Annotated in this window: 29 protein-coding genes; 20 read left to right on the top strand and 9 right to left on the bottom strand. The window is 35.0% G+C overall.

What is annotated here, in order from left to right:
• The first annotated feature begins 58 nt into the window (after positions 1–58).
• The gene (locus EGH73_RS09485) at positions 59–1,210 is read left to right on the top strand and encodes a homogentisate 1,2-dioxygenase (RefSeq protein WP_123281672.1); all 1,152 of its coding nucleotides are present in this window, start codon (positions 59–61) and stop codon (positions 1,208–1,210) included.
• 30 nt (positions 1,211–1,240) lie between these two features.
• Here EGH73_RS09485 and EGH73_RS09480 read toward each other — a convergent pair whose 3' ends face one another.
• Positions 1,241–1,531 carry a hypothetical protein gene (locus tag EGH73_RS09480; RefSeq protein WP_089769035.1) on the bottom strand — a complete coding sequence of 97 codons (291 nt, stop codon included), beginning with the start codon at positions 1,529–1,531 and terminating at the stop codon, positions 1,241–1,243.
• A gap of 174 nt (positions 1,532–1,705) precedes the next feature.
• On the opposite strand from EGH73_RS09480, the gene EGH73_RS09475 reads away from it, so the two are divergent.
• The 6 genes from EGH73_RS09475 (at position 1,706) to EGH73_RS09450 (ending at position 8,113) form a co-directional block, all read left to right on the top strand.
• Entirely contained in the window at positions 1,706–2,977 is a 1,272-nt protein-coding gene (locus EGH73_RS09475; RefSeq protein WP_123281621.1) for an acetyl-CoA hydrolase/transferase family protein, read from the top strand.
• A gap of 73 nt (positions 2,978–3,050) precedes the next feature.
• Entirely contained in the window at positions 3,051–3,845 is a 795-nt protein-coding gene (locus EGH73_RS09470; protein ID WP_123281620.1) for a hypothetical protein, read from the top strand.
• 307 nt (positions 3,846–4,152) lie between these two features.
• Entirely contained in the window at positions 4,153–5,283 is a 1,131-nt protein-coding gene (gene hppD / locus EGH73_RS09465) for a 4-hydroxyphenylpyruvate dioxygenase (protein ID WP_123281619.1), read from the top strand.
• Between the two features lie 83 nt (positions 5,284–5,366).
• A complete protein-coding gene (fahA, locus tag EGH73_RS09460) occupies positions 5,367–6,620 on the top strand; it encodes a fumarylacetoacetase (RefSeq protein ID WP_123281618.1) in 1,254 nt (417 codons plus the stop codon).
• A 169-nt stretch (positions 6,621–6,789) separates the two neighbouring features.
• A complete protein-coding gene (locus EGH73_RS09455; protein ID WP_123281617.1) occupies positions 6,790–7,203 on the top strand; it encodes a GxxExxY protein in 414 nt (137 codons plus the stop codon).
• Positions 7,204–7,288: 85 nt separating this feature from the next.
• Positions 7,289–8,113 carry a flavin reductase family protein gene (locus tag EGH73_RS09450; protein ID WP_123281616.1) on the top strand — a complete coding sequence of 275 codons (825 nt, stop codon included), beginning with the start codon at positions 7,289–7,291 and terminating at the stop codon, positions 8,111–8,113.
• 3 nt (positions 8,114–8,116) lie between these two features.
• Here the strand turns inward: EGH73_RS09450 and EGH73_RS09445 are convergent, their stop codons facing one another.
• From EGH73_RS09445 to EGH73_RS14300, 7 genes are all read right to left on the bottom strand, one after another.
• A complete protein-coding gene (locus EGH73_RS09445) occupies positions 8,117–8,428 on the bottom strand; it encodes a type II toxin-antitoxin system RelE/ParE family toxin (protein WP_245985493.1) in 312 nt (103 codons plus the stop codon).
• Positions 8,425–8,661 carry a hypothetical protein gene (locus EGH73_RS09440; RefSeq protein WP_089769019.1) on the bottom strand — a complete coding sequence of 79 codons (237 nt, stop codon included), beginning with the start codon at positions 8,659–8,661 and terminating at the stop codon, positions 8,425–8,427. Before EGH73_RS09440 ends, EGH73_RS09445 begins: the two co-directional genes overlap by 4 nt.
• A gap of 54 nt (positions 8,662–8,715) precedes the next feature.
• Complete coding sequence (locus EGH73_RS09435; protein ID WP_123281614.1) at positions 8,716–10,458, bottom strand: ABC transporter ATP-binding protein; 1,743 nt, start codon at positions 10,456–10,458, stop codon at positions 8,716–8,718.
• 99 nt (positions 10,459–10,557) lie between these two features.
• Positions 10,558–11,292 (bottom strand): tRNA pseudouridine(38-40) synthase TruA, encoded by a 735-nt coding sequence (truA, locus tag EGH73_RS09430; RefSeq protein WP_123281613.1) that lies wholly within the window; start codon positions 11,290–11,292, stop codon positions 10,558–10,560.
• A gap of 105 nt (positions 11,293–11,397) precedes the next feature.
• Entirely contained in the window at positions 11,398–12,279 is an 882-nt protein-coding gene (locus tag EGH73_RS09425; protein ID WP_123281612.1) for an SDR family oxidoreductase, read from the bottom strand.
• A 155-nt stretch (positions 12,280–12,434) separates the two neighbouring features.
• Positions 12,435–13,772 (bottom strand): dihydroorotase, encoded by a 1,338-nt coding sequence (locus EGH73_RS09420; protein WP_123281611.1) that lies wholly within the window; start codon positions 13,770–13,772, stop codon positions 12,435–12,437.
• 303 nt (positions 13,773–14,075) lie between these two features.
• Positions 14,076–14,201 (bottom strand): hypothetical protein, encoded by a 126-nt coding sequence (locus EGH73_RS14300; RefSeq protein WP_260255178.1) that lies wholly within the window; start codon positions 14,199–14,201, stop codon positions 14,076–14,078.
• A 42-nt stretch (positions 14,202–14,243) separates the two neighbouring features.
• On the opposite strand from EGH73_RS14300, the gene EGH73_RS09415 reads away from it, so the two are divergent.
• The 9 genes from EGH73_RS09415 (at position 14,244) to ribA (ending at position 21,409) form a co-directional block, all read left to right on the top strand.
• Positions 14,244–14,402 carry a glycoside hydrolase domain-containing protein gene (locus EGH73_RS09415; protein ID WP_245985492.1) on the top strand — a complete coding sequence of 53 codons (159 nt, stop codon included), beginning with the start codon at positions 14,244–14,246 and terminating at the stop codon, positions 14,400–14,402.
• Between the two features lie 88 nt (positions 14,403–14,490).
• Positions 14,491–15,948 (top strand): lipopolysaccharide biosynthesis protein, encoded by a 1,458-nt coding sequence (locus EGH73_RS09410; protein WP_123281610.1) that lies wholly within the window; start codon positions 14,491–14,493, stop codon positions 15,946–15,948.
• Between the two features lie 54 nt (positions 15,949–16,002).
• Positions 16,003–17,022 carry a sugar phosphate nucleotidyltransferase gene (locus tag EGH73_RS09405; protein WP_123281609.1) on the top strand — a complete coding sequence of 340 codons (1,020 nt, stop codon included), beginning with the start codon at positions 16,003–16,005 and terminating at the stop codon, positions 17,020–17,022.
• Positions 17,023–17,149: 127 nt separating this feature from the next.
• Positions 17,150–17,950 carry a DUF4292 domain-containing protein gene (locus EGH73_RS09400; RefSeq protein ID WP_123281608.1) on the top strand — a complete coding sequence of 267 codons (801 nt, stop codon included), beginning with the start codon at positions 17,150–17,152 and terminating at the stop codon, positions 17,948–17,950.
• A complete protein-coding gene (locus tag EGH73_RS09395) occupies positions 17,947–19,482 on the top strand; it encodes a murein hydrolase activator EnvC family protein (RefSeq protein ID WP_123281607.1) in 1,536 nt (511 codons plus the stop codon). The genes EGH73_RS09400 and EGH73_RS09395 overlap by 4 nt, the downstream gene beginning before the upstream one ends.
• Positions 19,483–19,512: 30 nt before the next feature.
• Entirely contained in the window at positions 19,513–19,719 is a 207-nt protein-coding gene (locus EGH73_RS09390; protein WP_089769001.1) for a twin-arginine translocase TatA/TatE family subunit, read from the top strand.
• A 14-nt stretch (positions 19,720–19,733) separates the two neighbouring features.
• Entirely contained in the window at positions 19,734–20,348 is a 615-nt protein-coding gene (locus EGH73_RS09385; protein WP_123281606.1) for a DUF4254 domain-containing protein, read from the top strand.
• The gene (locus tag EGH73_RS09380) at positions 20,345–20,794 is read left to right on the top strand and encodes a hypothetical protein (protein ID WP_123281605.1); all 450 of its coding nucleotides are present in this window, start codon (positions 20,345–20,347) and stop codon (positions 20,792–20,794) included. The genes EGH73_RS09385 and EGH73_RS09380 overlap by 4 nt, the downstream gene beginning before the upstream one ends.
• A 15-nt stretch (positions 20,795–20,809) precedes the next feature.
• Positions 20,810–21,409 (top strand): GTP cyclohydrolase II, encoded by a 600-nt coding sequence (gene ribA / locus EGH73_RS09375; RefSeq protein WP_123281604.1) that lies wholly within the window; start codon positions 20,810–20,812, stop codon positions 21,407–21,409.
• Positions 21,410–21,461: 52 nt separating this feature from the next.
• Here ribA and EGH73_RS09370 read toward each other — a convergent pair whose 3' ends face one another.
• Positions 21,462–21,752, bottom strand: coding sequence for an HU family DNA-binding protein (locus tag EGH73_RS09370; RefSeq protein WP_089768993.1), 291 nt, complete (start codon positions 21,750–21,752; stop codon positions 21,462–21,464).
• 330 nt (positions 21,753–22,082) lie between these two features.
• Here EGH73_RS09370 and panD point away from each other — a divergent pair, with 330 nt between their 5' ends.
• The 4 genes from panD to uvrC all read left to right on the top strand — a co-directional run bounded on the left by panD (position 22,083) and on the right by uvrC (position 26,947).
• A complete protein-coding gene (panD, locus tag EGH73_RS09365) occupies positions 22,083–22,433 on the top strand; it encodes an aspartate 1-decarboxylase (RefSeq protein WP_089768992.1) in 351 nt (116 codons plus the stop codon).
• 36 nt (positions 22,434–22,469) lie between these two features.
• Positions 22,470–23,447, top strand: a complete 978-nt coding sequence (locus EGH73_RS09360) for a lysylphosphatidylglycerol synthase transmembrane domain-containing protein (RefSeq protein ID WP_245985491.1) — start codon at positions 22,470–22,472, stop codon at positions 23,445–23,447.
• 67 nt (positions 23,448–23,514) lie between these two features.
• Entirely contained in the window at positions 23,515–25,017 is a 1,503-nt protein-coding gene (gene rmuC / locus EGH73_RS09355; RefSeq protein ID WP_123281602.1) for a DNA recombination protein RmuC, read from the top strand.
• Between the two features lie 139 nt (positions 25,018–25,156).
• Positions 25,157–26,947 (top strand): excinuclease ABC subunit UvrC, encoded by a 1,791-nt coding sequence (uvrC, locus tag EGH73_RS09350; protein WP_123281601.1) that lies wholly within the window; start codon positions 25,157–25,159, stop codon positions 26,945–26,947.
• Positions 26,948–26,951 lie beyond the last annotated feature (4 nt).

Genomic DNA, 26,951 nt, shown 5'->3' with positions numbered 1-26,951 from the left:
AAGTTGCAATCTAATTCTCAAAAAAATATTACATTTGAGAAAAGCCAAATCCAACAAAATGAGATACGTTCCGTTAGGTAAGATTCCACCAAAAAGACATACCGTTTTCAAATCCGAAGATGACCAGTTTTATTACGAGCAACTCTTTGGCACAGAAGGTTTTCACGGGATTGCATCGTTGCTTTATCATACACATCGCCCGACTCAGATCAGATCAATTGGCAATGTAAAAGACGTAACACCCAAAATTGCTGTGGAAAAAAACGTAACGCCGAGAATGATTAAAGGTGCAAAAATCACCGCTGAGGATGATTTTTTGGAAAGCCGGCAAGTTCTGATGCTTAATAACGATCTCAAAATGGGTCTTGCAAAACCTAGAAAATCTACTGATTATTTTTATAGAAATGCAGAATGTGATGAGTTACTTTTCGTCCACGAAGGCAAAGGAACTCTGAAAACAATGCTCGGAAACATTGAGTTTTCTGTTGGAGATTATCTCATAATTCCAAGAGGAACCATTTATCAGTTGGAAGTTGAATCGGAGCAAAATGTTTTCTTTTTCATAGAAGCACATTCTCCGATTTATACTCCAAAGCGTTACCGAAATGAGTTCGGACAATTGCTGGAACATTCGCCGTTTTGTGAGAGAGATATTATTCCTCCAACTTTTGTAGAACCGAAAAATGAAAAAGGCGATTTTCTCATCAAAGTCAAAAAAGAAAACCAAATTACCGATTTCATCTATGCGACACATCCTTTTGATGTCGTTGGTTGGGATGGTTATTTTTATCCATATAAATTCAATATCAAAAACTTTGAACCCATTACAGGTAGAGTTCATCAACCGCCTCCAGTTCATCAGAATTTTGAAGCACACAATTTTGTGGTTTGTTCGTTCTGTGCAAGAATGTATGATTATCATCCGCAAGCCATTCCAGCGCCGTACAATCATTCCAACATCGATTCAGACGAGGTTTTGTTTTATACCGAAGGTGATTTTATGAGCCGAAATCACGTCGATTTGATGGATTTTTCCCTTCACCCAGGCGGAATTGTTCACGGTCCACATCCCGGTGCAATGGAACGGAGCATCGGTAAAAAATTCACTGACGAATATGCGGTAATGGTTGACCCTTTCCGACCTCTGAAGTTGACCGAAGAAGCGATTAAGGTAGAAGACCCGAGTTATAAAACGAGTTGGCTAGAATAAAATAATAACTTCGATTTTTAAATTATGTTTCTAACTCCCAGCTAAAGGACTGCCAACAATCCCTACCGCCAATTCTGCCCAAACTAAAACAAGTAGAATAACAATTGCAAAGATCACTATAAGCCTAGATTTCAAAGTTTTGACTTTCTTCAAAACGAAATCAATTGTAAAAACTGTTGAAAATAAAAGTATTCCCATTACAAGGAAATCTGAGATAGTCCAATTTACTTCGTTGGTAAGCTGCATTGCGATGAGCGGAAAGCTCAATATTATTAAAGGAATTGAGTAGAGTAAAGTACTTCTTAAAGCTGGTGCCATCATAATTTGCGAATTTTAACTATTGTAAAGAACTTTAAAGGACTAATTAAAATATTATTTTTGGTTTGTCAAAGAAAATTCTGATTTTTATCATTTAGGATAACAAATTGACACATAACTGATAAGACTCATCAAATATTTTATCAATAATAATTAATTTTGAAAAAAAAGAAAGCTATGTTTAATTATGTTAGTTCAGAAGAAGCGGTTTCAATTATTAAAAGTGGTGACAGGATTTTCGGTCACGGAAGTGCCTGTACACCCAATCTTTTTTATGAGGAGCTTGCAAATCAGGCTCACAGGCTAAAAGATGTGGAGATGGTTTCTATCACTCAACAAGGAAATGTTGAAATTGCCAAACCTCAATATAAAGACAGTTTTTATATCAATTCCCTCTTTACTTCTGCTCCTGTACGCGATGCAGTAAACTCGGAAAATGGTGATTTTGTCCCAATTTTTCTTAGCGAAATTCCCATTCTTTTCAAAAACGAGATTCTACCAATTGATGTGGCTTTGATAACAGTTTCTCCACCAGATAATCATGGGTATTGTACTTTGGGAACTTCTGTAGATGTTGCGCGAAGTGCGATTGATACAGCTAAAACTATTATTGCTATTGTGAATCCGAAAATGCCAAGAACACACGGCGACGGAATGATTCACATTAGCCGAATCTCAAAAGCAGTCTGGAGTGAGGAAGAATTGCTAACCATCGATTACGGGGCAAAAGTAGGAGCAGAGGAAATGCTGATTGGTAAACACGTTGCAGAATTAATTGATGATAAAGCAACGCTTCAAATGGGAATTGGAACTATCCCAGATGCTGTTCTGAAGTGTCTTAATAATCATAAAGACTTAGGCGTTCATACAGAAATGCTGAGCGATGGCGTTGTCGATTTGATTAAAAATGATATTATTAACAATAAGTATAAAGGAACACACACCAATAGGACGATTACCAGTTTTTGTTTTGGAACAAGGAAATTGTATGATTTTGTAGATGATAATCCGTCGATTGCATTTATGGACGTTCAGCACGTTAATTTCCCGATTAACATTATGAAAAATAAGAAAATGCACGCCATCAATTCGGCAATAGAAATTGATTTGACAGGGCAAGTTTGTGCAGATTCCATAGGAACATATCAGTTCAGCGGGATTGGCGGGCAAATGGACTTTATGCGCGGCGCGGCGTTGAGTGAAGGTGGAAAACCAATCATGGCAATATCATCCAGAACTAAAAAAGGCGTTCCTAGAATTGTCCCTTTTCTGAAACAAGGTGCCGGCGTTGTAACCACCAGAGGTCATATTCATTACGTTGTAACGGAGTTTGGAATTGCCTATCTTTACGGGAAAAATCTCAGACAGCGCGCAAAAGCTTTAATAGAAATTTCTCATCCAGATGATAGGGAATTGCTGGATAAAGCAGCTTATGAAAGATTCAAATAAAATGTTAAATTCTTACTGAAAAAGCCTGTCTAAATGCTTTTTTTTATTAAATTTGATATAAAACAATAACCGATTGAAATCTATTTATAATTTAATAAAAGAAGAAGTACGAAGGCATCCTATCATAAAAAATTCTATTTTAGCCACTTCAATTAACTGGAAAAGAAGTCATTATATAATTTTAGCTGAATTGATTTCTGAAGAACTGTCTGAAAAAGAAGAATTTCGGAATGAGAAAAGATTCGAACTAGGAACGAGTATTTCTCATATCACATTGCAGCGCTTTTTTGAGAGTGATTATGATTATAAAACGCACAATGATTTGCGCTTTATTAAAACGCTGGATAAAATCTGTATTTTTTTAGGTTTCAAAAATCTTAATTCCTTTGTCAAAAGCGTTAGAGGAAAAAACAGTTATGATGAGTCCAAATTAGGAAAAGAGTTTGCTACCGATATCGTTTATAAGTTTTGTCAGAAAAACTTCGAGTTTTTTAAATTTTTTCCGGACTTAAGGTTTGACCTCTTCGACGATTTGATTTTTAGGAATTCTCCATTTATTGAAAGAATAAAAAGTTTCAGCTATCAGCTGGAAGACAGTAAATTAATCTTATTTACGAATAAAAACCGGTCAAATTTCGAAATTTTTGATATTGTAGTGGTCTCTGAAGAAAGTGAAATGATTGTGGTGAAAGCTCAGGAATTTTGGAATCTTGTTTTTAAAATTGAAAATACTGAGAAAGAATATATCATCAATGAATTGGATACGCACATCTATTTCATTAAAAGGATTGATAATGTTTGGAAGTTATGGGATAGTTATATTCCAAATTCTGGAGTACTTAATATTTTAATCCAACAAAAGCCGTAATACGGCTTCTCATCGGTCTTTTCATCACTATTTTTAGAATACTAATTTGTTGGCAGCAAAGTTATAACACAGGCATTAATATTTGTAAACTTAAAAAAACTTAAAAAAACTTATTACTTCATTGAAAATAAATCACTTACTTCTATTAAAATAATAATTTTAGCAAATTGATTACACTAGAGAATTCGGTAATTTGTTAATTAATAATTTCATTGAAATCGTTTCTTCTAAGTAAACTAACAAATGTTAGTCTACATTAGAGAAAATTATTATCTTGGCAAAACAGATAATCAAGTAAAAAAGTAAAATGTCAACACTCACTTTTGCCGAGAAAATCGCACAAGCCGAGCATTTTCTCCCGATCAACGGAACCGATTTTATTGAGTTTTATGTAGGAAATGCCAAGCAAGCCGCCCATTTTTACAAAACGGCGTTTGGATTTCAATCCGTTGCTTATGCTGGTCCAGAAACCGGTGTCAGAGATAGAGCATCTTATGTTTTGCAACAAGGAAAAATCAGATTGGTTTTAACTTCTGGTCTTAGGTCAGACTCTCCAATTTGTGAACATCATAAAAAACACGGCGATGGGGTTAAGATTCTGGCACTTTGGGTAGATGATGCTTACAAAGCTTTTGAAGAAACAACAAAACGTGGAGGAAAATCTTACTTAGAACCTCAAACTTTGACAGACGAATTTGGAGAATTAAAAATGTCTGGCGTTTATACCTACGGAGAAACGGTTCATATGTTCATAGAGCGCAAAAATTACAATGGTGCTTTTATGCCAGGCTACGAAAAGTGGGAAAGTGATTATAATCCTTCTGATGTTGGGTTGTTATACGTTGACCATTGTGTAGGAAATGTCGGCTGGGACAGAATGATTCCAACGGTGGAATGGTACGAGAAAGTAATGGGATTCGTGAATATCCTTTCCTTTGACGATAAACAAATCAATACCGAATATTCTGCATTGATGTCAAAGGTTATGTCCAACGGAAATGGTTTTGCTAAATTCCCAATCAACGAACCAGCAGAAGGCCAGAAAAAATCTCAGGTAGAAGAATATCTAGATTTCTACGAAGGAGAAGGCGTTCAGCATATCGCAGTGGCAACAAAAGACATTGTGAAAACTGTTACAGAACTTAAAAATAGAGGCGTAGAATTTCTTTCTCCGCCACCAGAAGCCTATTACGAGATGATTCCCGAGCGTGTAGGAAATATTGATGAAGATATCAAAAAACTTCAGAATCTTGGAATTCTTGTAGATTGTGACGAGGAAGGCTATTTGCTTCAGATTTTCACAAAACCAGTGGAAGACAGACCGACTTTGTTCTACGAAATCATCGAAAGACATGGTGCACAAAGTTTCGGAGCTGGAAATTTCAAAGCGCTTTTCGAAGCTTTGGAAAGAGAGCAGGAGAGACGCGGAAATCTTTAAACCCAAATTATTTTCTTATATTTTTACAATTAAAGCATTATTTTTAATGCTTTAATTTTTTAATCTAATTCTAAATTCAAAAAATGAAATCCTTCATCAATTATCCTTCAGATTCCGATTTTTCAATTCATAATATTCCGTTTGGAGTTTGTGTTTTCAATAAAGAATTTATTGCTTGTGCTACAAGAATTGGCGATATTATCATCGATTTGGCAACATTATTTGACCTTGGTTATTTTGAAGATATCAAAGGTTTCGAAGAAAATGTTTTTGAAGGTTACACGATTAACGAATTCATAGAATTGGGAAAACCAATTACGAATAAAGTTCGTGAAAGGATTCAGCAATTGCTTTTAGAAGATTCTTTGCTTTCGAAAGACGAAAGAGCATTGGAAGAATGTTTCTATAATCTGGATGAGATTCAAATGATGATGCCTTTGCATATTCCAAATTATACTGATTTTTATAGTAGCATTCAGCACGCCACCAATGTTGGAATGATGTTTCGCGATCCTGCGAATGCGTTATTACCAAACTGGAAACATCTGCCGGTTGGTTATCACGGTCGCGCTTCTTCGATTGTTTTATCAGGGATCGATATTACAAGGCCTTGCGGACAAATCAAACCTGCTGATTCTGACAAACCGATTTTCAGCGCATCGAAACAACTCGATTTCGAATTAGAAATGGCTTTTGTTGTGAATAAGAATACAGATTTAGGAGAAAGGATTTCTATTGCGGAAGCAGAAGATGCAATTTTTGGGATGATGATTTTCAACGATTGGTCTGCAAGAGATATTCAAAGTTGGGAATATGTTCCTTTGGGTCCATTTTTAGGGAAAAACTTCGGTTCGTCTATTTCTCCTTGGATTGTGACTTTAGAAGCTTTACAACCATTCAAAACTGAATCTCCAAAGCAGGAACCAGAAGTTTTAGATTATTTGAAATTCGAAGGCGATAAAAATTATGACATCAATCTTCAGGTTTATTTAAAACCGGAAAATTCTGAAGAAAATCTAATTTCTGAGAGCAATTATAAATTTATGTATTGGAATATGTGTCAACAATTGGCTCATCACACCGTGAATGGCTGTAATGTGGAAGTTGGCGATGTTTATGCCAGTGGAACTATTTCCGGAGAAAGTGAAAAATCTTACGGTTCTATGTTGGAATTGACTTGGAGAGGAACAAAACCTTTGCAACTCAAAAACGGAATCGAAAGAAAATTCATAGAAGACGGCGATACAATTACAATGAAAGCTTGGTCAGAAAAAGACGGAATCCGAGTTGGTTTTGGCGAAGTTTCTGGAAAGATTTTACCAGCAATTTTACAATAAAAGACACTTGGAATTTCAACACTTAAGTTACTTTAAAGTAAATTAATTCTGTTAAAAAAGTTCACTTTAGTCGAAAATCAAAGATTTTCAAAAACTTATGTGTTCTTATGTGAACTATTTTATAGTATTTTGATATAAACTTAAGTCTTAATAAATAGAAATAACACAAATGATTACACAAAAGAAACTAAACGATTTAGCTTACAAAATTGTTGGCGCTTGCATTGAGGTTCATAAGTTAGCAGGTCCCGGTTTGTATGAGGAAGTTTATCATCAATGTTTGGAAAAGGAATTTAAAATATTAGGATTAAATTTTAAAGGTGAACTTCAAATTCCGTTTTTGTATAAAGGTGAAAACATTAATTGCAAATTAAAATGTGATTTTTTTATCGAAGATTTGATTGTATTAGAATTAAAATCTGTGACTGATTTACATAATATTCATAAAGCTCAAACAATGAATTATATGAATCTGTTGAAAGCTCATCGTTCCATTTTGATTAATTTTAATGTCAACAATATTTATCACGAAGGCTACGAAACTTTTGCCGCAAAATCATTTCAATACCTCCCGAAAGAATAATACAAAAATCTTTGATTTTCAAAACTTAATTGTACTTAATCAAAATTAATTTTAAAACTCAAAAGTAACTTAAGTGTTAAAAATAATGAAAACAATCATCCCTTCCGATATTCCTGCGATGCAATTGCAACAAGTTATGCAAACTGCAATTGCGCCACGTCCAATTGCTTTGGCAAGTACGATTAACAGCAAAGGAGAAATCAATCTTTCGCCTTTCAGTTTTTTCAATATGTTCAGCACAGTTCCGCCGGTTGTGATTATTTCGCCTTCCAGAAGAGTCCGAGATAATACGACGAAACATACTCTTGAAAACTTGGAAGAAGTCCCGGAACTGGTCATCGGTAATGTTAATTTCGAGATGGTTCAGCAGGTTTCTTTAGCGAGTACAGAATATGAAGATGGTGTGAATGAATTTATCAAATCCGGATTGACAATGAAACCTGCTGACATCGTAAAACCACCTTTAATTGCAGAATCTCCCGTTAATTTCGAATGTAAAGTTTTAGAAATTAAATCGCTTGGAAATCTTGGAGGTTCAGGAAATCTTGTGATTGCGGAAATTGTTAAAATTCATATCAACGAAAAATATCTAGATGAAGCTGGAAATCTTGACCAGAAACAACTGGATTTGGTAGCACGACTAGGAAGTAATTATTATTCCAGAAACAATGAAAATAACCTTTTTGAAGTTCCTAAACCTTTGGTTACAAAAGGAATTGGTTACGACCAGCTTCCCAACGAAATCAAACAAAGCAATGTTTTTACAGGCAACGATTTGGGAATGTTAGCGAATGTAGAAATTTTACCGATTGGGAATTTTTCTTCCGAAAAAGATGTACATTTATTAGCACAAAGTTTTTTAAAAAACAATGAAATTGAGGAAGCTTGGGAAATTTTGAGAATTGATTAAAAATTATTTCTCTCGTTCTATTTTTAAAGGATTTTGGCGAGTGTCGAAAACGTCAACGATTTCAATCCTGTTCTTTTCTTCATTAATCCAATAAATTATTTTGTAATTTTTGGAAACTAAATATCTGAAATTTTCTTTCCTGTCAGAAAGTAGCTCTTCCTTTTGTCCTATTTTAGATTGAAAATCTAAAGCATTAGTTTTCTCCACAATTTCAATGATTAGATTTTGGGCAATTTTCGGACTTGCTTTTATTTTATAATAATCGAAAATATTCCTTAATTCTCTTTTAGCAAAAGCTGTCCAGAATATTTTCATTGCCATTGTCTGATTTCAGAAAGTAGTTCATTTGATTCTGTTATTTCATCATTTGTAGAATCTTCTAATGACGAATCTATACGAGAGTTCAATTCTTCAATGGAAAATGGTTCCAATTCTTTTTCAGATTGCTTAGCTTTTTTCAAGAGTTTTTCGAATTGAGAAATCAACTCCTCACTTTGAAGATTCAGAAAAGCCTGAACAAATTCTATTTTTCTCGATTCGATATTCATTTTCAATAGGTTTTAATCAAATTTACAAATTTATTCTTAATGAAAATCGAAAATCTATTGAGTATCAATTTCACTCACAACCTGAGCCTTATAAAGAACAGAATAATAACCATTTTTAGCCAGAAGTTCCTGATGCGTTCCTTCTTCCACAATCAGTCCGTGGTCCATTACGATGATTTTATCTGCTTTTTCTATTGTAGAAAGTCGGTGAGCAATAATAATTGAAGTTCTGTTTTTCGTGATTTTTTCAGTCGCTCGTTGGATTAATTTTTCACTTTCTTGGTCTATAGATGAAGTGGCTTCGTCAAGAATCAGAATTTTCGGGTCAGAAAGATATGCTCTTAAGAATGAAAGTAATTGTCTTTGTCCAAGGGAGATTGATGAACCTCTTTCACTTACCACGTAATCATAACCGTTGGGCAATTTTTCAATAAACTCATCCACTTCAATTTCGCGCGCCGCTTTTTTGATATTTTCGAGTGTAATATCTTCATCGCCCAAAGTCAGGTTTTCAAAAATACTGCCGTGGAAAAGGAAAACATCCTGAAGCACAACACCAATATGGCTTCTCAGGTTATATAATTCATAATCTCTGATGTCCACATCATCCAGCATTATTTTTCCGGAATTAATGTCGTATAATCTGGTAATTAGACTAATAATCGTGGATTTTCCGGCTCCGGTTGCTCCTACAATGGCGACAGTTTCACCTGGATTTACTTTGAAATCAATGCCTTTCAAAACTTCCTGTTTTTCATCGTAAGCAAAATGAACTTTCTCAAACTCGATTTTTCCATCAAAATGGTCTTTGGCAATTGTTCCGTTATTGGGCATCGCTTGGTCTTCGTCCATTACGCCAAGAACTCTTTCTGCACCTACAATTCCTCTCTGGATATTATTAAATCTATCCGCAATCTGTCTCAACGGACGAATCAACATATTGATAAACTGAATAAACGCAATGATAACTCCCGGCGTAGATTTGATAAATCCGCCATAAAATAGAATAAATCCAATGAAAAGTGACGAAATCAATTCAACGACAGGAAAGAATAATGAAAAGATAAAAACTGTTTTTAGTAAAGCTTTTTTCAGTTCAATATTAATCGTATCAAATTTCTTAAACTCAGCTTCTTCTCTATTAAAAACTTGGATTAATGACATTCCAGCCAAACGTTCCTGAACAAAACTGTTTTGTGTAGCAGTCCAACTTCTTTCAGAACCAAATGCAACCTTCAATTTCTTTTGGAAAACTCTCGTAATCACAACCATTATCGGAAGAATTGCCAGAGAAATCAAACTGAGATGCGTGTCAACCTGAAACATCGCAAAAAGAACCATTACAATTCTCAAGATATCTCCGAAAACCATTAAAAACCCGTCTGTATAAACCGTTGCAATGGTTTCAACATCGCCGACAGCTCTTGTTACAAGATTCCCGATTGCAGTTTTGTCAAAAAAAGCAGTCTTGAAATAAATCAGTTTGTGATACAATCTTTCCCTGATATCACGGATGACATTCTGAGAAATGAAATTCGAGAAATAAACCAGGAAAAAGTTAAGAACCGTTTCAGCAATTACCAATCCAATCAGCAGATAGATGTGCTTCATCAGCTGTGCTTTATCTTTCAGCTGAACAATGTCTATATCGACAACATTTTTAGTAAGAATCGGTCTGTAAGTAGAAACGATGGCCAGAAAAATCGAAATAATCAGCGTGAAAATAAACCACGATCTAAATTTCATTCCGATTAAAAATAATCGCTTGACAATGTCCCAAGTATTTTGTTGTTTCATCTGTTTTAGAATTCCAGAAATTTTTTCAGAATCGAAAAAAATCTTTGCAAAAATAAGACTTTAAAAATTGAAATCTCAGCTTAATGATTTAAATATAAATTAAAAATCATAGCCAACATCTACCAAAAAAAGACCATGCGCTGGCGCAGAAACACCAGCAGAATTTCGGAATTGGTCTTCAATGATTTTTCGCAAATCGTTTGGTTTTATTTTTCCGCTACCAACTTCTACCATTGTTCCTACAATTGCTCTCACCATATTTCTCAGGAATCGATCTGCAGAAATTGTGAATTTTAATTGATGTCCAAGTTGTTCCCATTCTGCTTTGTAGATTTTGCAGATATTGGTTTTGTTATCGGTGTGGAGTTTGGCAAAACTTGTAAAATCATCATATTCGAAAAGGATTTTACAGGCTTCGTTCATCAGGTTAATATCCAACGGTTTTTGACGCCAATATTGCCAAGAAGAATCTTTGGAAAACGGATTTTTTTCTAGCGAAATATAATATTCATAGGTTCTGTAAGTCGCACTGAATCTCGCGTGCATATCATCAGCAACTTCAAAAATTCTTTTAATCGCAATATTTTCTGACAAAAATGAATTGAGTTTATGAACTAAGTTATCATCCACATTTTCATCGATTTCAAAATGGGCAAACATCTTTTTTGCGTGGACACCTGTATCCGTTCTTCCGGCTCCCGTTGTTTTGATAGGCTTGCGAAGAATAGTGGATAATGCTTTCTCCAACTCTTCCTGAACAGAAATCTGATTTGGCTGGATCTGATAACCAAAGTAAGCCGAACCGTTGTAAGAAAACTCTATAAAATATCTCATATCTGGGACAAATTTCCTGTTTTTTTTTCAATTGAAAAAGCGATGGCTGATATAAAAAATGTCACACAAAAAATTGTGTGACATCTAAACGGTGAAAAATCTTTATTAATTTGATTTTTTAGCTTTTATCATTGCTTCCAAAGCATCCCACATCTCCTGCGGAATATCTTCCAACATATTGAATTCGCCAGCACCTTGCAGCCATTCCCCACCATCTATAGTTACCACTTCACCATTCATATAAGCTGAATAATCGGAAACCAAGTAAGCGGCAAGATTTGCCAGCTCCTGATGCTCTCCTACTCTTCTCAAAGGCACTTTTTTGCGCATATCAAATTTTTCCTGCAAATCTCCAGGTAACAATCTGTCCCAAGCACCTTTAGTAGGAAATGGTCCTGGCGCAATGGCGTTGAAGCGGATGCCATATTTTGCCCATTCAACCGCTAAACTTCTTGTCATTGCCAGAACCCCTGCTTTTGCACAAGCCGAAGGAACAACATAAGCTGAACCTGTCCAAGCATAAGTTGTAACAATATTGAGAACCGTTCCCGGAATTTTATTCTCGATCCAATATTTACCAATAGACAAAGTACAATTTTTAGTTCCTTTCAAAACAATATCTAAAATGGAGTCAAATGCAGAATGTGTTAATCTTTCGGTTGGTGAAATGAAATTTCCTGCGGCATTATTCAAAAGAATATCTATCCTTCCGAATTCTTTTATTGCAGCTTCCTTCATTGCTTCTACCTCATCCCAATTTCTGACATCGCAAGCCACACAAAGCACTTTACCACCGGTTTCTTCCTCCAGTTCTTTCGCAGTTCCCTGAAGTTTTTCAAGATTTCTTGAAGTGATTACGACTTTTGCTCCAAGCTGAAGAAAATATTTGGTCATTGCTTTCCCAAGACCACTTCCGCCACCGGTTACGATGGCTACTTTATCTTTCAGTGCGTCTTCGCGCAACATTGGTTGTGTGTATAGATTCATTTAGTAAATGATTTTTGATATTAATAAACGATTAATTTGTGTCTGTGGTAAATTTAGATTTTTATTTTGAAATGGGAATTAACAAAAGATATGCTTAAAATACGAAGACACGATTTAAAACAAAAAAGCATACTTAGGTTCGCTTTCTTAATACCTTATCCTTCCACTTCAAAAAGCAAACGCTCTCCGAATTTTTCTTCCTTGATTTTTCCGTTTTCGTAAACCAGATTTCCGTTGACGAAAGTGTGCGTGACTTTAGAATGAAATTCAGTTCCTTCCAACGGACTCCAACCGCATTTGTAAAGAATATTTTCTTTTTTAACCGTCCAATTTTGATTCAAATCAACCAAAACCAAATCCGCTTTGTAACCTTCTCTGATGAAACCTCTCTTTTCAATTCTGAACAAAATCGCAGGATTGTGAGCCATTTTTTCAACGATTCTTTCCAATGAAATTTTCCCGTTTTTAAAGTTCTCCAACATCACTACCAAAGAATGCTGAACCAAAGGCGCTCCGGAAGGACATTTCGTATAAACATTCTGTTTTTCCTCCCAAGCGTGTGGTGCGTGGTCGGTTGCAATCACATCAATTCTGTCATCCAACAATGCTTCCCAAAGGCCGTCTTTGTCTTTTTGCGTTTTTACTGCAGGATTCCATTTGATTAATCCTCCTTTTGTGTCGTAATCTTGATTGGTAAAAGTCAAATGATGAACACAAACTTCTGCGGTAATTTTTTTGTCTTTTAAAGGAATATCATTTCTGAACAGTCCAGTTTCAATTGCCGTTGACAAATGGAAAACGTGAAGTCTTGCGCCGGTTTTCTTTGCCAATTCAATCGCTTTTGAGGAAGATTTATAACAAGCTTCTTCACTTCTAATCAAATGGTGGAATTTCACAGGAATATCTTCTCCATATTCATCCAAATATTTTTGAGTATTGGCTCTGATTGTTGCTTCGTCTTCACAATGAACAGCAATCAGCATTTTGGTATTATTGAAAATGTTTTCCAAAGTTTCAGGATTGTCAACAAGCATATTTCCGGTTGATGAACCTAAAAACAATTTGATTCCTGGAACATTTCTTGGATTTGTTTTTAAAACTTCTTCGAGATTATCATTGGTGCCGCCCATCATAAAACCGTAATTGGCGAAAGATTTCTGAGAAGCGATTTCATATTTATCTGCTAATAATTCCTGTGTTACAGCATTTGGAACCGTGTTTGGCTGCTCGATGAAGCTTGTTGTTCCACCTGCGATTGCAGAACGGGATTCAGATTCGATGTCGCCTTTATGAGTCAAACCCGGTTCACGGAAATGAACTTGGTCATCAATCACTCCAGGCAAAAGATATTTTCCAGATGCATCAATAATTTGGTCTGCTTTTTCAGAAATATGGGGTTCTATTTTAGAAATTAAATCGTTTTCGATCAGAATATCGCTTTGGATAATCTTTCCTTCGTTGACGATTTGTGAGTTTTTTATTAGGATTTTCATTTTATTTTTTTAGATTGAAACAAAATTAAGTTTTTGAAAACGATTACTCAAATTTTGAATTAATAAGATTCTCTTTTACAGTTAAGTTTAATGAAAAATTCAAAAAAAGTTTTATTTAGAACAATTTAGTTTCAAAGATTAGAGATTTCAGGTTACGTGAACTTTATTTTTAATTATAATTTTCTTATTCTTAAGTGACTCAAGTGTTTGAAATTTTATTAGATTAGATTGCTTCAAAATTCAAAATAATGTCTCCGAGAAAATTAATTTTAATTCTACCTGTTTCGCATCATTATTAAGTTTTCATATATTAGACAACTTAGCGAAATATGTCAATCCAACCAACGGAACCGAGAAAACGGGAAATACTTTTCCTGGCGCAACTGTCCCTTTTGGAGCCGTTCCATCTAGTCCTGCAACTGATATCATATTTCGCCTGGTTCTGATAAATATCAAATCCGACGTCCAAGCGTGAAGAATGCAACTTTACATCTTGAAAACGGAAAAACTGTTGAAATTAAAGCTAAAAATCAGTCTGATAAAAATGTTTACTTTGAAATAGCTCTGAGTGGAAAAGCTGTAAAAGATTTCACAATCAAACATCAGGATATTATGAAGGGGGAAAAATGACTTTCTATATGACTAAGAAACAAAAGAAATAAAATTGAATTTTGACAGAATCCGTTAATTTTGCAAAAATTTTCGAACTGAAATAAAAATGAAGAAACTTCTCGGACAAACCGCTCTTTATGGACTAACGACTGTGATTATCAGACTTTTCCCATTCGTTATCAATCCAATTATTACGAGAACTTTTGGACCAACAGCGTACTCTCCTTTTGCAGATTTTTATTCTGTAGCAGGCGTTATTGCTGTGCTTCTAACCCACGGAATGGAAACGACTTTTTTCCGTTTTGCTTTGGACGAGAAAGATGACAGAAAACTGATTTCGACTTCATTTTTTAGTGTTTTGGCTGTGACTTTGGTTTATTTGGCTTTCACCTTGTTTTACAGACAATCATTGGCGGAAGCTTTCAAAACGCCGGACCAAGTTGACTTATTGGCAATTTTAACAGTGACGTTGGCTCTGGATGCTTTTTGCGCAATGCCTTTCGTGATGCTAAGAAAGAATGAACGACCGTTGAAATATGCAGGAATTAGAATCACAAATGGAATTATAAATTTCCTATTAGTAGTATTTTTCATCATTATTCTACCAAAATATCCACATGGCATTTTTGGTTTAAAATACAGCTCAGAATTTGGGATAGGTTATGTTTTTGTAGCGAATCTTGTTGCAAGTTCCATTACATTTTTGATGTTATCAAAAGAGCTTTTCATAGCAAGAATTAAATATTTCTCTTGGGAACTTTGGAAAAAAATGATAAAATATTCCTGGCCGATTACCATTGCTGGTTTGGCAGGAATTATTAATGAAACCTTTGACAGACAGTTTTTAAAATTCTTTTTACCGGAAGAAATTGCAAGACATCAATTGGGAATTTATGGTGGTGTTGCCAAAGTCGTTACTTTTGTAATTCTTTTCAGACAAGCTTATTCTTTAGGAATAGAACCATTTTTCTTCAGTAATTCTAAAAAAGACAATGCTAAAGAAATGTATGTTAAATTAATGGATATTTTCATTGCTATCAATTGTATCATCGTTTTATTTTTATCTGTAAATCTAGATTGGATCGCGAAAGGATACATCAACAATCCTGAATATTATGAAGGAATAGGAATTCTTCCGATTTTATTTTTTGCCAGCTTGTTTTTAGGAATTTATCTTAATCTTTCCATCTGGTATAAACTGACAGACAAAACCATAATTGGTGCTTATATATCCGGAATTGGTGTTTTAATAACTATCTTTATTAATTTCTTTTTTATTCCCAAATATGGTTATTGGGCGTCAACTTGGGCAACCATTGCGAGTTATTTTGCAATGATGGTCATATCATACATTTGGGGACAAGCAAAATATCCCGTTCCGTATAATATTTATAAAAACATTATTGTAATATTAATAACAATGCTAGTGTCATTACTATGTTATCAATATTTAAAAGAAAACATTTGGATTGGTAATGTTATATTTATACTTTTGGCAGCCATTTTATTAAAGACGGAAAAAATAATTCCTCAGAAATTACTTAATAGAATTGGAATAAAATAACAAAACGCCTTAAACAGTTAACTAACTAAAAGCCATATAATTAAAAATAAAATTATGAAAATAATTGTTCCAATGGCTGGACGCGGATCCAGGCTCAGACCACATACTTTAACAGTTCCAAAACCACTAATCCCAATTGCGGGAAAACCAATCGTACAAAGATTGGTAGAAGATATTGCAAAAGTTGCCAATCAACCTATAGAGGAGATTGCCTTTATCATTGGAGATTTTGGACCGGAAGTAGAAGCATCGCTCATAAAAGTAGCCGAAAATCTTGGAGCAAAAGGAAGTATTTACAACCAAAATGAACCACTAGGAACGGCTCACGCTATCAATTGTGCTAGAGCAAGTATGACGGGACCTGTAATCATCGCATTTGCAGATACTTTGTTCCGTGCAGATTTCCATTTGGATACCAATGCTGATGGTGTAATTTGGGTTAAAAAAGTGGAAGATCCTTCGGCTTTTGGCGTTGTAAAACTTGATGATTATGGTTTCATCACAGATTTTGTAGAAAAACCAAAAGAATACGTTTCTGATTTGGCGATTATTGGAATTTATTATTTCAACTCTGCTGAAAAATTGATGAAAGAAATTGACTACATTATGGATAACGACATAATGCAAGGTGGAGAATATCAATTGACCACAGCTTTGGAAAATCTTAGAGCAAAAGGCGCTAAATTCTCTCTCGGAAAAGTGGATGACTGGATGGACTGTGGCAACAAAAATGTGACCATTGAAACGAACAGCAAAATTCTGGAATATGAAAAAGAATTGATGTCCAATTATCCGGAATCTGCAGTCATTGAAAATAGCCTTATCATCCCACCTTGCTACATTGGGGAAAATGTGAAAATTACGAATTCTAAAATCGGCCCTTATGTATCTCTAGGAAACAATACTAAAATTCATAATTCTAACATAGAACACTCTTTGATCCAAGGAAGTACTATAATAGACCACGGAAATCTGAGTAATTCTATGATTGGAAACTCTGCCCAATATTTTGGCGTGTCAAGAGAAATTTCTTTAGGAGATTATTCCGTTTTGGATTTTCTCTCAAAGGATTAACAATAAGTTTATATAATTAACTTTGTCAAAGCTTAGGCTATGACAAAGTTTTTTTATTAGATAATTACTCCTAAAAATATAAGTCTGATTTTGGCGTTAATATTGTTAGGCAATCCAAAAAAGTTTCATGAAATCATTTGCTATAATATTACTATCATCATTATTGATAACATCTTGCAGTGTTCAGAAAAAAACAACCGAACAGCAACCTGTAAGCACCACCAAACCTATTGAGAACAATGCTCAGTTCTTTTCCGCAGTAGTCAAAAAATCTAATTTTGACGCCGTGAAAATTAGCAGTAAAATCGATGCTAAAACAGGCTCATTTATTCCAACGCTTGATGCGGTGATTTATATTGAAAACGGGCAAAAAGTTTGGATGAATCTTACTGCGGTAATCTTGCAGGCTGCAAGAGGAATTGCTACACCAGACGGCGTGAAGGGATATTATAAACTAGATAAAACTTACATCGATTCTGACTTTAGCTACCTAAATAAACTGTTGAATGTCAATTTTATAGATTACAGCGCATTACAAAATTTGCTTTTAGGCAAAACATTCCTTCCTATATCGGAAAATAGTTATAAACTTACAAAGAATTCGCAGGGTTTTAATCTTTCCTCAAAAGAAACTCAAAAAATCACAGAGAATGGCAAAACTACAGCATACAATATCTCTCTGGATTATGACAATGATCTAAATCTCAGTCATGTTTTACTTTTAAATCCTCAGAATAATGACCAGCTGGAACTCACTTATTCCAACAGAGAAATCCTTAATAATGAGAGTTTTCCTAAAAATGTTAAAATAATTATAAAAGGAAAGAAAACGGACGAAATATTAATAGAAAATACGAAATTTGACTTCTCCCGAATGGAAACTCCTTATTCCGTTCCTGCCAATTACAAAAAGACAGAAATTAAATGATTAAGAAGTTAAGTTTTTTCATAGGTATTTTAGTTTTCACTACCGCTTTTGCTCAGAAAGATAAAGAACAACTCCAAAAACAGAATGCTGATCTAAAGAAGCAGATTTCTTCTCTAAATAACACATTAAACCAAACAAAACAAGAGTCTAAACTTTCTGTAGCTTATCTCAACACTGTCAATCAAAAGCTGACGCTTCGTGAGAAAGTTTACAACAACACCCAAAAGGAAAAAAGATATATTGAAGATGATATCTATAAAAGACAGCTGGAGATCAATAAAAACAATAGAGAGTTAAGTGTATTAAGAAAAAATTACGCAGAAATACTTGTCAAAGCCTATAAAACCAAAGGTGTACAGAACAAAGTAACCTTTATTCTTTCTTCCAGAAATCTGGGAGAAGCGCTTAAAAGAATAGAATACCTCAAACGATATTCGGAATACCAAGATAAAAAAGCAGCTGAGATATCCAATAAAGCCAATGAGATAAAGAAAAATATCGCTCTTAAAAAGAAGTCTGTAACAGAAAAGGACAACCTTCTACTTTCACAGAAAAAGGAGTTAGCAACAATTGAAATAGAAAGAAAGCAAAAGCAAGATCTACTGAACGAATTTAAAAAGAATGAAGCGAAGCTCACGGCAGAACTAAGGGTAAAACAAGCGCAGCAGAAAGATCTACAGAGACAGATTGCCAACATTATTGCTGACGAGATAAGAATCGCAAAAGCAAAGGAAGAAGCTGAGAAGAAAGCCGAAGCTGAAAGAAAACGTCTAGCAGAGATTGCAGCTAAAAAAGAAAAGGAAAGAATCGAAGCCGAAAACAGAGCCAGACTGGCCGCTGCAGAAGCGGAAAGAAAAAAAGCCGAAGCCGAAGCTAAAAAAGCCGCAGATCTAGCTGCAAAAAGAATAGAAGAAGAAAGAAAACTGGCTGAATCTAATAAAGCAGAAGAAAGAAAAGCTGCAGCAGAAAGAGCGACTAAGGAAGCTGCAGATAGAGCAAAAGCTGCCAATGATAAGCTTGCAGCAGCTAAAGCTAATGAAGCTGCAGTAAACAAGAAGAATGAGGATGCAAAAGATGAAGCGGAAAAGAAAGTGATGAAAAGCTATGGTGTAGGTTCTACTGTTGGTAGTAATTTTGCGGATAACAGAGGTCATATGAGTTTCCCGGTAGACAAGGGAACCGTAACACACAGATTTGGAAGACAGCCACACCCAGTATTTAAAAATATTGTTGAAGAAAATACAGGAATTAAAATTTCCGTAGCTGAGGGCACAAAAGCAAGATGTATTTTCCCAGGAATTGTTTCTACAATACAAGTAATCAATGGAAGTAGAACTGTTTTTGTTAAGCACGGAAATTATTTTACTATTTATTCCAATCTTAGCAGCACTTATGTAAAAGCAAATCAGCAGGTATCTGCCGGAACGCTTATTGGAGAAATTGGCAGTGATTTTGATGGCTCAATAACATTAGACTTCCAAATTTGGAATGGACAAACTCCAGTTGATCCATTAGGCTGGGTTTCGTATTAAAAAATAATTTAACTTTGTAAAAAAATCAAGATGATAATATCTGCAATTATACTTAGCTTATCTTGGCAACACATTCTAATCGTTGCTTTGATATTACTTTTATTATTTGGAGGAAAGAAAATTCCTGAATTAATGAAAGGATTAGGATCTGGTATCAAAGAATTTAAAGATGCCGTGAAGGAGGATGATAAAAAGAACAATGATTCTTCTAACACTACACCGAACAATCCGTCTTAGAAAACAGATCTTAAATGAGTTTTACCGAAAATGCATGGAAAATCTTCAATCTCTCGGTTGAAGATTACCATATTAAAGATGATGTTAATTCGCACGAAAACAATCCATTTCAGACAGGTAGTTTGGAATGGATTTTGTATTCAAAAAACTGGATTGACACAGTTCAGTGGCACTTGGAAGATATAATCCGCGAGGAAGATATTGATCCGACAGAAGCTTTGAAAATCAAACGTAGAATTGATGCTCTAAATCAAAAAAGAACAGATCTGGTAGAACAGATCGATTTCTGGTTTTATGAGAAATACAGGGATATTACTCCCAATTCCGACGCAAGAATTAACTCAGAAACGCCAGCGTGGTCTATAGACAGGTTTTCGATATTATCATTGAAAATCTATCATATGGCAATAGAAGCCGCTAGAAAGGACGCTTCCGAAGAGCATAAGATAAAATGCACGGACAAACTTATGGTATTACAAGAGCAAAAAAAAGATCTCTCTACAGCAATAGATCAACTTCTTTCGGACATCGAAAACGGTAAGGTTAAAATGAAACTTTATAAGCAGATGAAGATGTATAATGATGAGGCACTAAACCCAATCCTGTATCAAAAACGACAGAAAAAATGAAAAGTTTTTATAAACTTTTATCAATACTAATTATTATTAATATTTCTCAATCGTGTTCCACGAGTTCATCTGCATCAGACGAGCTCCATTCTGACGTTTATGTCTATCTCTCTCCAGAATCTGTAGTGTATGCTTCAACAATTTCTAACCTAGTTTCAACTTTCCCAAAATTTCGAAATGATGCTGTAAACAGAGAAGTTGCTGGATTAAAAAAATCACTAACAAATTACCTTCTTGCAGTTAGAAACTTGCATCAGTCTGAAAAAACTAAATCTTTACAATCATTCGAAAAGTATTATAAAAATATTCAAAAATTAAGAAAGTTTATCACAAAGGATGATAATGAAGTTCTCAACAGATATATGGTGAAAATCAAAACCAATGTTAGCTTTTTAGAGTCTTCGATGAATAAAAACATAGAAAGCAACTCCATGTCTTCAAATTAATCTTTTTAGAATGCAATGTTAAAACTACAGGCAGAATCGAATGTACCAACTCAGTTTGGGGAATTCAAAATGATGGCTTTCTCCGAAGACGATAAAAATTGGATGCCGCATATGGCACTGATTGCAAAAGATACAGATCTGGAAAAACCTACCAATGTAAGAATCCACTCAGAGTGTATCACAGGAGAAGTTTTCCATTCAAAAAAATGCGAATGTGGTGAGCAGTTGGACGCTGCCATGAAATTTATGCAGGAAAACGGAGGGATAATACTCTATCTCCGTCAGGAAGGCAGAAATATTGGTATTATCAATAAATTAAAGGCATATGCATTACAGGAAAAAGGATTGGACACTGTGCAGGCCAATCTACAGTTAGGTTTACCTGCAGACGACCGTGATTTTTCTGTAGCCATTGATATGTTGGAACAAATTGGCGTAAAATCTGTGAATCTGATGACCAATAATCCGGAAAAAATCAGGTTCATAAAAAATAGTAACATCGCGTATAATTCCAGAATTCCTTTACAGATAAAATCTAATGACGCCAGTGCTTCTTATCTCAAAACAAAAAAGGATTACTTTGGCCATCTTTTAGATGACGAAAATCAATCATAAATAAAAAATCCGCCTTTAAAAGACGGATTTTTTATTGATAATATTATAAATATTATTTCTTCTTATCACCAGCAACCGCTGTAGCAAGATCAGCACCAGCTTTAAATTTTGCAACTTTCTTCGCAGCAATTTTAATTGGCTTTTTAGTAGCAGGGTTGATACCTTGTCTTGCAGCTCTTTCAGATACCGAAAAAGTACCAAATCCTACTAGGGAAATTTTACCATCTTTTTTCTTTAGAGTTTCCGTTACGTTAGAAACGAATGATTCCAAAGCTTTTTTTGCAGCAGCTTTTGTGATTTCTGCATCCTTAGCAATAGCGTCGATTAATTCAGACTTGTTCATAATATTTATTGATTAAAGTTATGTTGTTATAGCAAATATAAGACAATTTTAATATCGTGCAAATATTTTTGATAAAAACACTAGAGAATATACGAATCAATTTAATATGATGAATATTTTGCAAAACAAGTATTAACGAAAATAGTGGATTTATTGCACTTGATTTTTAAAGATTTATCACTATTAATCAACATTTGGATAATATTAGGTTAAAAAAAAATCAATATTCATAAATTCATAATTACGAACTAATATTTTAATGCACTTCATAATATTTTTCTTTTACACAAATTCTTTACACCTCCATATTTTTGCTGTAAATTTGCGGCTATGTTAATTGAAGTTTTTAAATCAAAAATCCACAGGGTTCGTGTTACGGAATCAGATCTTAATTATATCGGCAGTATTACTATTGATGAAGATTTGATAGATGCGGCTGGTCTTATCGTGGGAGAACGGGTTTACATCGTGAATGTCAATAATGGTGAACGTTTTGACACGTACATCATTAAAGGAAAAAGAAAATCCGGTGATATTTGTCTAAATGGTCCTGCTGCAAGAAAAGTTCACAAAGGTGACGTCATTATTATTATTGCGTACGCACAGATGACGCCCGAGGAAGCAAAAACCTTTCAGCCAAAAATCGTTTTTCCGGATGAGAACACCAACCTTTTAACTTAATCAGTTGTTATCTTGGAAAAGAGAAAAACCTCCGCATTGAAAAATGCGATTACCATTTTAGTTTCTATAGCCATCGCAGGCATTTTTCTTTGGCTAGCACTTAGAGGATTAGACCTAGATAAGATAGAACAATCTCTTAAAAAAGCCAACTATATCTGGGTTGGGTTTGCTGCTGTTTTCGGAATATCGGCTTATATTTTCCGGGCAGTCCGTTGGAATCTCTTGTTAGAACCAATGGGGCATACAATCAGCACCAGTAACTCACTTTGGTCAATCTCATTCGGATATCTGATGAACCTCACCATCCCAAGAAGCGGAGAACTGGCGCGCTCCACAGCTCTATATGGTGTAGAGAAAGTTCCTGTTGACAAATCATTCGGAACCATTATTTTGGAAAGAGTGATTGACTTGGTTTGTATGCTTATATTTCTAGGACTCACCCTCATTTTTAAATTCGAAGCCATATATAGTTTTTATGAAAAATCCGGTGTTAAGTTTAATCCATTTTTTATCATTGGAATTATTGTTGGAATTATATCCTCATTCGTTGTTTTTATTAAATTCAAGGAACGTTTCAGAAAGTTTGCTTTACTCTCAAAAATCATTGACTTTATAGACGGAATAATTGCGGGGCTGACTTCGGTATTCAAACTCCGTCAAAAAGTAAAATTCATCGTGTTGACAGCCGGCATCTGGATTTGCTACTTTTTCGCATCGTATCTCGTTTGTTTTTCATTACCAGAGACTTCGGACTTCACTTTGGCGGATGGCTGTTTTATACTTGTAGTTGGAACTTTGGGAATGATTATTCCTGCAAGTGGCGGAATCGGCGCTTTTAACTTGGCTATGAAATTCGGATTTACTGCGTTATTTATCTCGATGGGAAAAGACGCTATAGAAGGCGGAGAATTGGGCCTCGCCTACTCTTTCATCACACTACCTTTGCAGATCATTATTATGCTCGTTATGGGTCTGATCTCTATTCCTATGCTGGCGAAAAACAGAAAGATATAACAGACTTTTTTAACTAATCTTACGTATTCCATTACTTTTTATTCTTACAAAATTGTATTTTTGAAGAATGGAAATCTCTTATCTAATCATCGGTTTTTTTGTAGGCGGTATTTTAGGCGCCGTCATTCTTTATTTTGTCCTGAAATCTTCTTCAGTCTCAAGAAATCTTTATGATGAGCTTAATAATCAATTTATAAAAATCAATTCCGATCTTCAGAATTCTCATTTAAAAATTGATGAACTAAACCTTTTCTTGCAAAATGAAAAGCAATTAAATTTCCAGCAGTCTGAGAACATAAACGAACTTAAAAACAGTATCGCGACAATCTCTGCCGAAAATAATTCGTACAGTCAAAAAATTACAGAGCAGCAGGAAGTTCATAACACTCAAAATGCTGAAATCAGGAAGCTGATGGACGAAAAGCAAAACCTGATTGCCATAAAGTCTCAGTTATCCGCCCAAAACGAAACCTTGCAGAAACTTCTGGATTCTCAGAAAGAAGAAATCACGAAAATACAGGAACAGGCGAAAGAACAATTTGAAAATCTAGCCAATAAAATACTGGAAGAAAAAACGGAAAAGTTTACAACGCTCAACCAGAACAATCTGAAAACTATTCTTGAACCATTTCAGGAAAGAATTACTGAGCTTAAAAATCGCGTGAATGAGGCATACGAAAAGGAAAATAAAGAAAGATTCTCACTCGCTGAAAAAGTGAAGGAATTGGCAGAACTCAATCAGCAGATTTCTGAAGATGCTAAAAAATTAACCCGAGCGTTGAAAGGCGAATCTAAAACACAAGGAAACTGGGGAGAAATGATCTTGGAAAGCATCCTGGAAAAATCTGGATTGGTAAAAGGCAGAGAATATTTCCTGGAGCACGAACTTCGGGATGAGGATAATAAAGCTTTGTTTTCTGAGTTTTCTGGTAAGAAAATGCGTCCCGATGCCGTTGTAAAATATCCTGATGAAAGAAATGTCATCATCGATTCCAAAGTTTCTTTATCTGCTTTTACAGAGCTAGTGGATGAGACCGATGCAGAAATCATCAAAATCAAGCAAACACAACATCTTAATTCAATAAAAAATCACATCCAGCAATTATCTCAAAAGGCTTATGATGATTATGGAAAATCTCTTGATTTTGTGATGATGTTTATTCCTAGCGAACCAGCTTATATCGCTGCCATGCAAATCGACCAGAATCTTTGGAATTTTGCCTATGAAAGACGAATCCTATTACTAAACCCAAGCAACCTCATCACGTCACTAAAATTAATTGCAGATCTGTGGAAACGCGAGTATCAGAACAGAAATTCTATGGAAATTGCTACTCAAGGTGCAAAATTGTACGATAAATTTGTTGGTTTTGTGGAAAACCTAGATAAAGTTGGAAGAAACATAGATCAGGCAAAGACCTCTTTTACTGATGCGTACAAACAGCTCTACACAGGAAATGATAACCTCGTAAGGCAAACCGAAAAGCTGAAAAAGCTGGGCATCAAAAATAAAAAAGAAATCCCGCAGAGCTTGGTGGATAATTCGGAAAATAATCTGATTGAGGAATAATTTCAAGTACGGGCAAACTCCTATATAATGAGTAAACCAATCATTTAGCATCTTTTGACGCAAAGATATGCTGGCTTTCAGACATATAATTGATTTTACCAAAATTTAATTTCAGAGAAACATTCACTAAATTTGTATTGTGAATCCCAATCTTGAACTTCAGCTCAAAACACTTCCTTCGGAACCCGGTGTCTATCGTTATTATGATAAGAACGATCAGCTTTTATACGTAGGAAAAGCCAAGCATCTCAAAAAAAGAGTGCTGTCCTATTTCAATAAAAATCAGAATGGTTACCGGACAAGGATTATGGTTTCCAAGATCCACAGGCTGGAAACTACAGTCGTGAACAGTGAGTATGATGCACTTTTGCTCGAGAACAATCTGATAAAAGCGCACCAGCCGTTTTATAACGTGATGCTGAAGGATGACAAATCCTATCCGTGGATTTGCATCAAGAATGAAGATTTCCCACGAATTTTCCTAACGAGAACCAAGATCAAAGACGGATCAGAATATTATGGACCTTATGCTAAAGTTCGCCCTGCAAGAATCCTTCTGGATACAATCAAAAGTCTTTACAAAATCAGAACCTGCAACCTGAATCTTGCTCCAGAAAAAATTGCGGAAGGCAAATACCGTGTCTGCCTGGAGTATCACATCAAAAACTGCAACGGGCCGTGTGAAGCACTCGAATCCAAAGAAGATTATGATGAAAAAGTGGAAGCGATACGTGGCATCATAAAAGGTGATTTCCGTTTTGCAAAAAAATATCTGGAAGAAAGAATGTACCGCTTTGCCTCGAATCTGGAGTTCGAAAAAGCGCAGATGATCAAACAAAACATTGAGTCTCTTGACGATTATCAAGCCAAGCATACTGTTGTAAATCCAACCATTGATGATGTGGATGTTTTCGGGATGACAAGTGATGAAACGGCAGCTTATGTCAATTATTTTAAAATAAGGAATGGCTCTATTGTTCAGAGTTTTACCACAGAAATCAAAAAAGTACTGGAAGAAACGGACGAAGATATTTTGGAAGAGGCGCTGGTAGAAATACGGCAAAAATTCGATTCCACATCAAAGGAAATTTTGATTCCTTTTCATCTGGGCATTGAAATTCCCAATGTTAAACTGATTGTTCCAAAAGTAGGTGACAAGAAAAGAATCGTAGAACTTTCTGAGAAAAATGCGAAAGAATACCGTCTTGAAAAATTAAAGCAAGTCCAAATCATAGATCCGGAAAGACATACGAACCGAATAATGTCGGAAATGCAACGTATCCTGAGGATGCCTGTGGAGCCAAGACACATTGAAGGTTTTGATAACTCAAATATCCAGGGAACCAATCCTGTTTCGGCCTGTGTAGTTTTCAAAGACGGAAAACCGAGCAAAGCCGACTATCGTATTTTTCATCCTAAAACTGTGGAAGGTCCGAATGATTTTGCCACAATGGAAGAAGTTATATACAGGCGTTACAGAAGATTGTTAGATGAGGGAGAAACTTTGCCACAACTGATTCTGATTGATGGTGGAAAAGGCCAATTGTCATCAGCTGTCAAAAGTCTGAAACTACTTGGCTTGTATGGGAAAATTACAATTATAGGTATTGCCAAAAGATTGGAAGAAATATATTTTCCGGAAGATTCTATTCCGTTATATATTGATAAAAAAGCGGAAACGCTTAAAATCCTTCAAAGGGTGAGAGATGAGGCGCACCGTTTTGGTGTGAAACATCATAGAACCAGACGAAAGAACTCCACGATAAAATCAGAGTTAGAGGAAATTCCTGGGATTGGAGAAAAAACAATTGAACTACTTTTATCTAAATTAAAATCGGTAAAAAGAGTCAAAGAATCCGACCTGGCGACTTTGGAAGAAATCCTGGGAAAAGCAAAAGCTAAAATTGTGTGGGCGTTTTTTAATCCCTAAAAAT

Source organism: Epilithonimonas hominis (genome assembly GCF_003730015.1).
GTDB classification, from domain to species: domain Bacteria; phylum Bacteroidota; class Bacteroidia; order Flavobacteriales; family Weeksellaceae; genus Epilithonimonas; species Epilithonimonas hominis.
The sequence above is the reverse complement of the archived record's forward strand: the minus strand, read 5'-3'. Positions and strand labels throughout refer to the sequence as shown.

Bases quoted from the DNA above. Each gene is read 5' to 3' on its own strand.
- EGH73_RS09485 (WP_123281672.1), top strand. From the start codon at position 59: ATGAGATACGTTCCGTTAGGTAAGATTCCACCAAAAAGACATACCGTT.
- EGH73_RS09480 (WP_089769035.1), bottom strand. From the start codon at position 1,531: ATGATGGCACCAGCTTTAAGAAGTACTTTACTCTACTCAATTCCTTTA.
- EGH73_RS09475 (WP_123281621.1), top strand. From the start codon at position 1,706: ATGTTTAATTATGTTAGTTCAGAAGAAGCGGTTTCAATTATTAAAAGT.
- hppD (WP_123281619.1), top strand. From the start codon at position 4,153: ATGTCAACACTCACTTTTGCCGAGAAAATCGCACAAGCCGAGCATTTT.
- fahA (WP_123281618.1), top strand. From the start codon at position 5,367: ATGAAATCCTTCATCAATTATCCTTCAGATTCCGATTTTTCAATTCAT.
- EGH73_RS09455 (WP_123281617.1), top strand. From the start codon at position 6,790: ATGATTACACAAAAGAAACTAAACGATTTAGCTTACAAAATTGTTGGC.
- EGH73_RS09450 (WP_123281616.1), top strand. From the start codon at position 7,289: ATGAAAACAATCATCCCTTCCGATATTCCTGCGATGCAATTGCAACAA.
- EGH73_RS09445 (WP_245985493.1), bottom strand. From the start codon at position 8,428: ATGAAAATATTCTGGACAGCTTTTGCTAAAAGAGAATTAAGGAATATT.
- EGH73_RS09440 (WP_089769019.1), bottom strand. From the start codon at position 8,661: ATGAATATCGAATCGAGAAAAATAGAATTTGTTCAGGCTTTTCTGAAT.
- EGH73_RS09435 (WP_123281614.1), bottom strand. From the start codon at position 10,458: ATGAAACAACAAAATACTTGGGACATTGTCAAGCGATTATTTTTAATC.
- truA (WP_123281613.1), bottom strand. From the start codon at position 11,292: ATGAGATATTTTATAGAGTTTTCTTACAACGGTTCGGCTTACTTTGGT.
- EGH73_RS09425 (WP_123281612.1), bottom strand. From the start codon at position 12,279: ATGAATCTATACACACAACCAATGTTGCGCGAAGACGCACTGAAAGAT.
- EGH73_RS09420 (WP_123281611.1), bottom strand. From the start codon at position 13,772: ATGAAAATCCTAATAAAAAACTCACAAATCGTCAACGAAGGAAAGATT.
- EGH73_RS14300 (WP_260255178.1), bottom strand. From the start codon at position 14,201: ATGATATCAGTTGCAGGACTAGATGGAACGGCTCCAAAAGGGACAGTT.
- EGH73_RS09410 (WP_123281610.1), top strand. From the start codon at position 14,491: ATGAAGAAACTTCTCGGACAAACCGCTCTTTATGGACTAACGACTGTG.
- EGH73_RS09405 (WP_123281609.1), top strand. From the start codon at position 16,003: ATGAAAATAATTGTTCCAATGGCTGGACGCGGATCCAGGCTCAGACCA.
- EGH73_RS09400 (WP_123281608.1), top strand. From the start codon at position 17,150: ATGAAATCATTTGCTATAATATTACTATCATCATTATTGATAACATCT.
- EGH73_RS09395 (WP_123281607.1), top strand. From the start codon at position 17,947: ATGATTAAGAAGTTAAGTTTTTTCATAGGTATTTTAGTTTTCACTACC.
- EGH73_RS09390 (WP_089769001.1), top strand. From the start codon at position 19,513: ATGATAATATCTGCAATTATACTTAGCTTATCTTGGCAACACATTCTA.
- EGH73_RS09385 (WP_123281606.1), top strand. From the start codon at position 19,734: ATGAGTTTTACCGAAAATGCATGGAAAATCTTCAATCTCTCGGTTGAA.
- EGH73_RS09380 (WP_123281605.1), top strand. From the start codon at position 20,345: ATGAAAAGTTTTTATAAACTTTTATCAATACTAATTATTATTAATATT.
- ribA (WP_123281604.1), top strand. From the start codon at position 20,810: ATGTTAAAACTACAGGCAGAATCGAATGTACCAACTCAGTTTGGGGAA.
- EGH73_RS09370 (WP_089768993.1), bottom strand. From the start codon at position 21,752: ATGAACAAGTCTGAATTAATCGACGCTATTGCTAAGGATGCAGAAATC.
- panD (WP_089768992.1), top strand. From the start codon at position 22,083: ATGTTAATTGAAGTTTTTAAATCAAAAATCCACAGGGTTCGTGTTACG.
- rmuC (WP_123281602.1), top strand. From the start codon at position 23,515: ATGGAAATCTCTTATCTAATCATCGGTTTTTTTGTAGGCGGTATTTTA.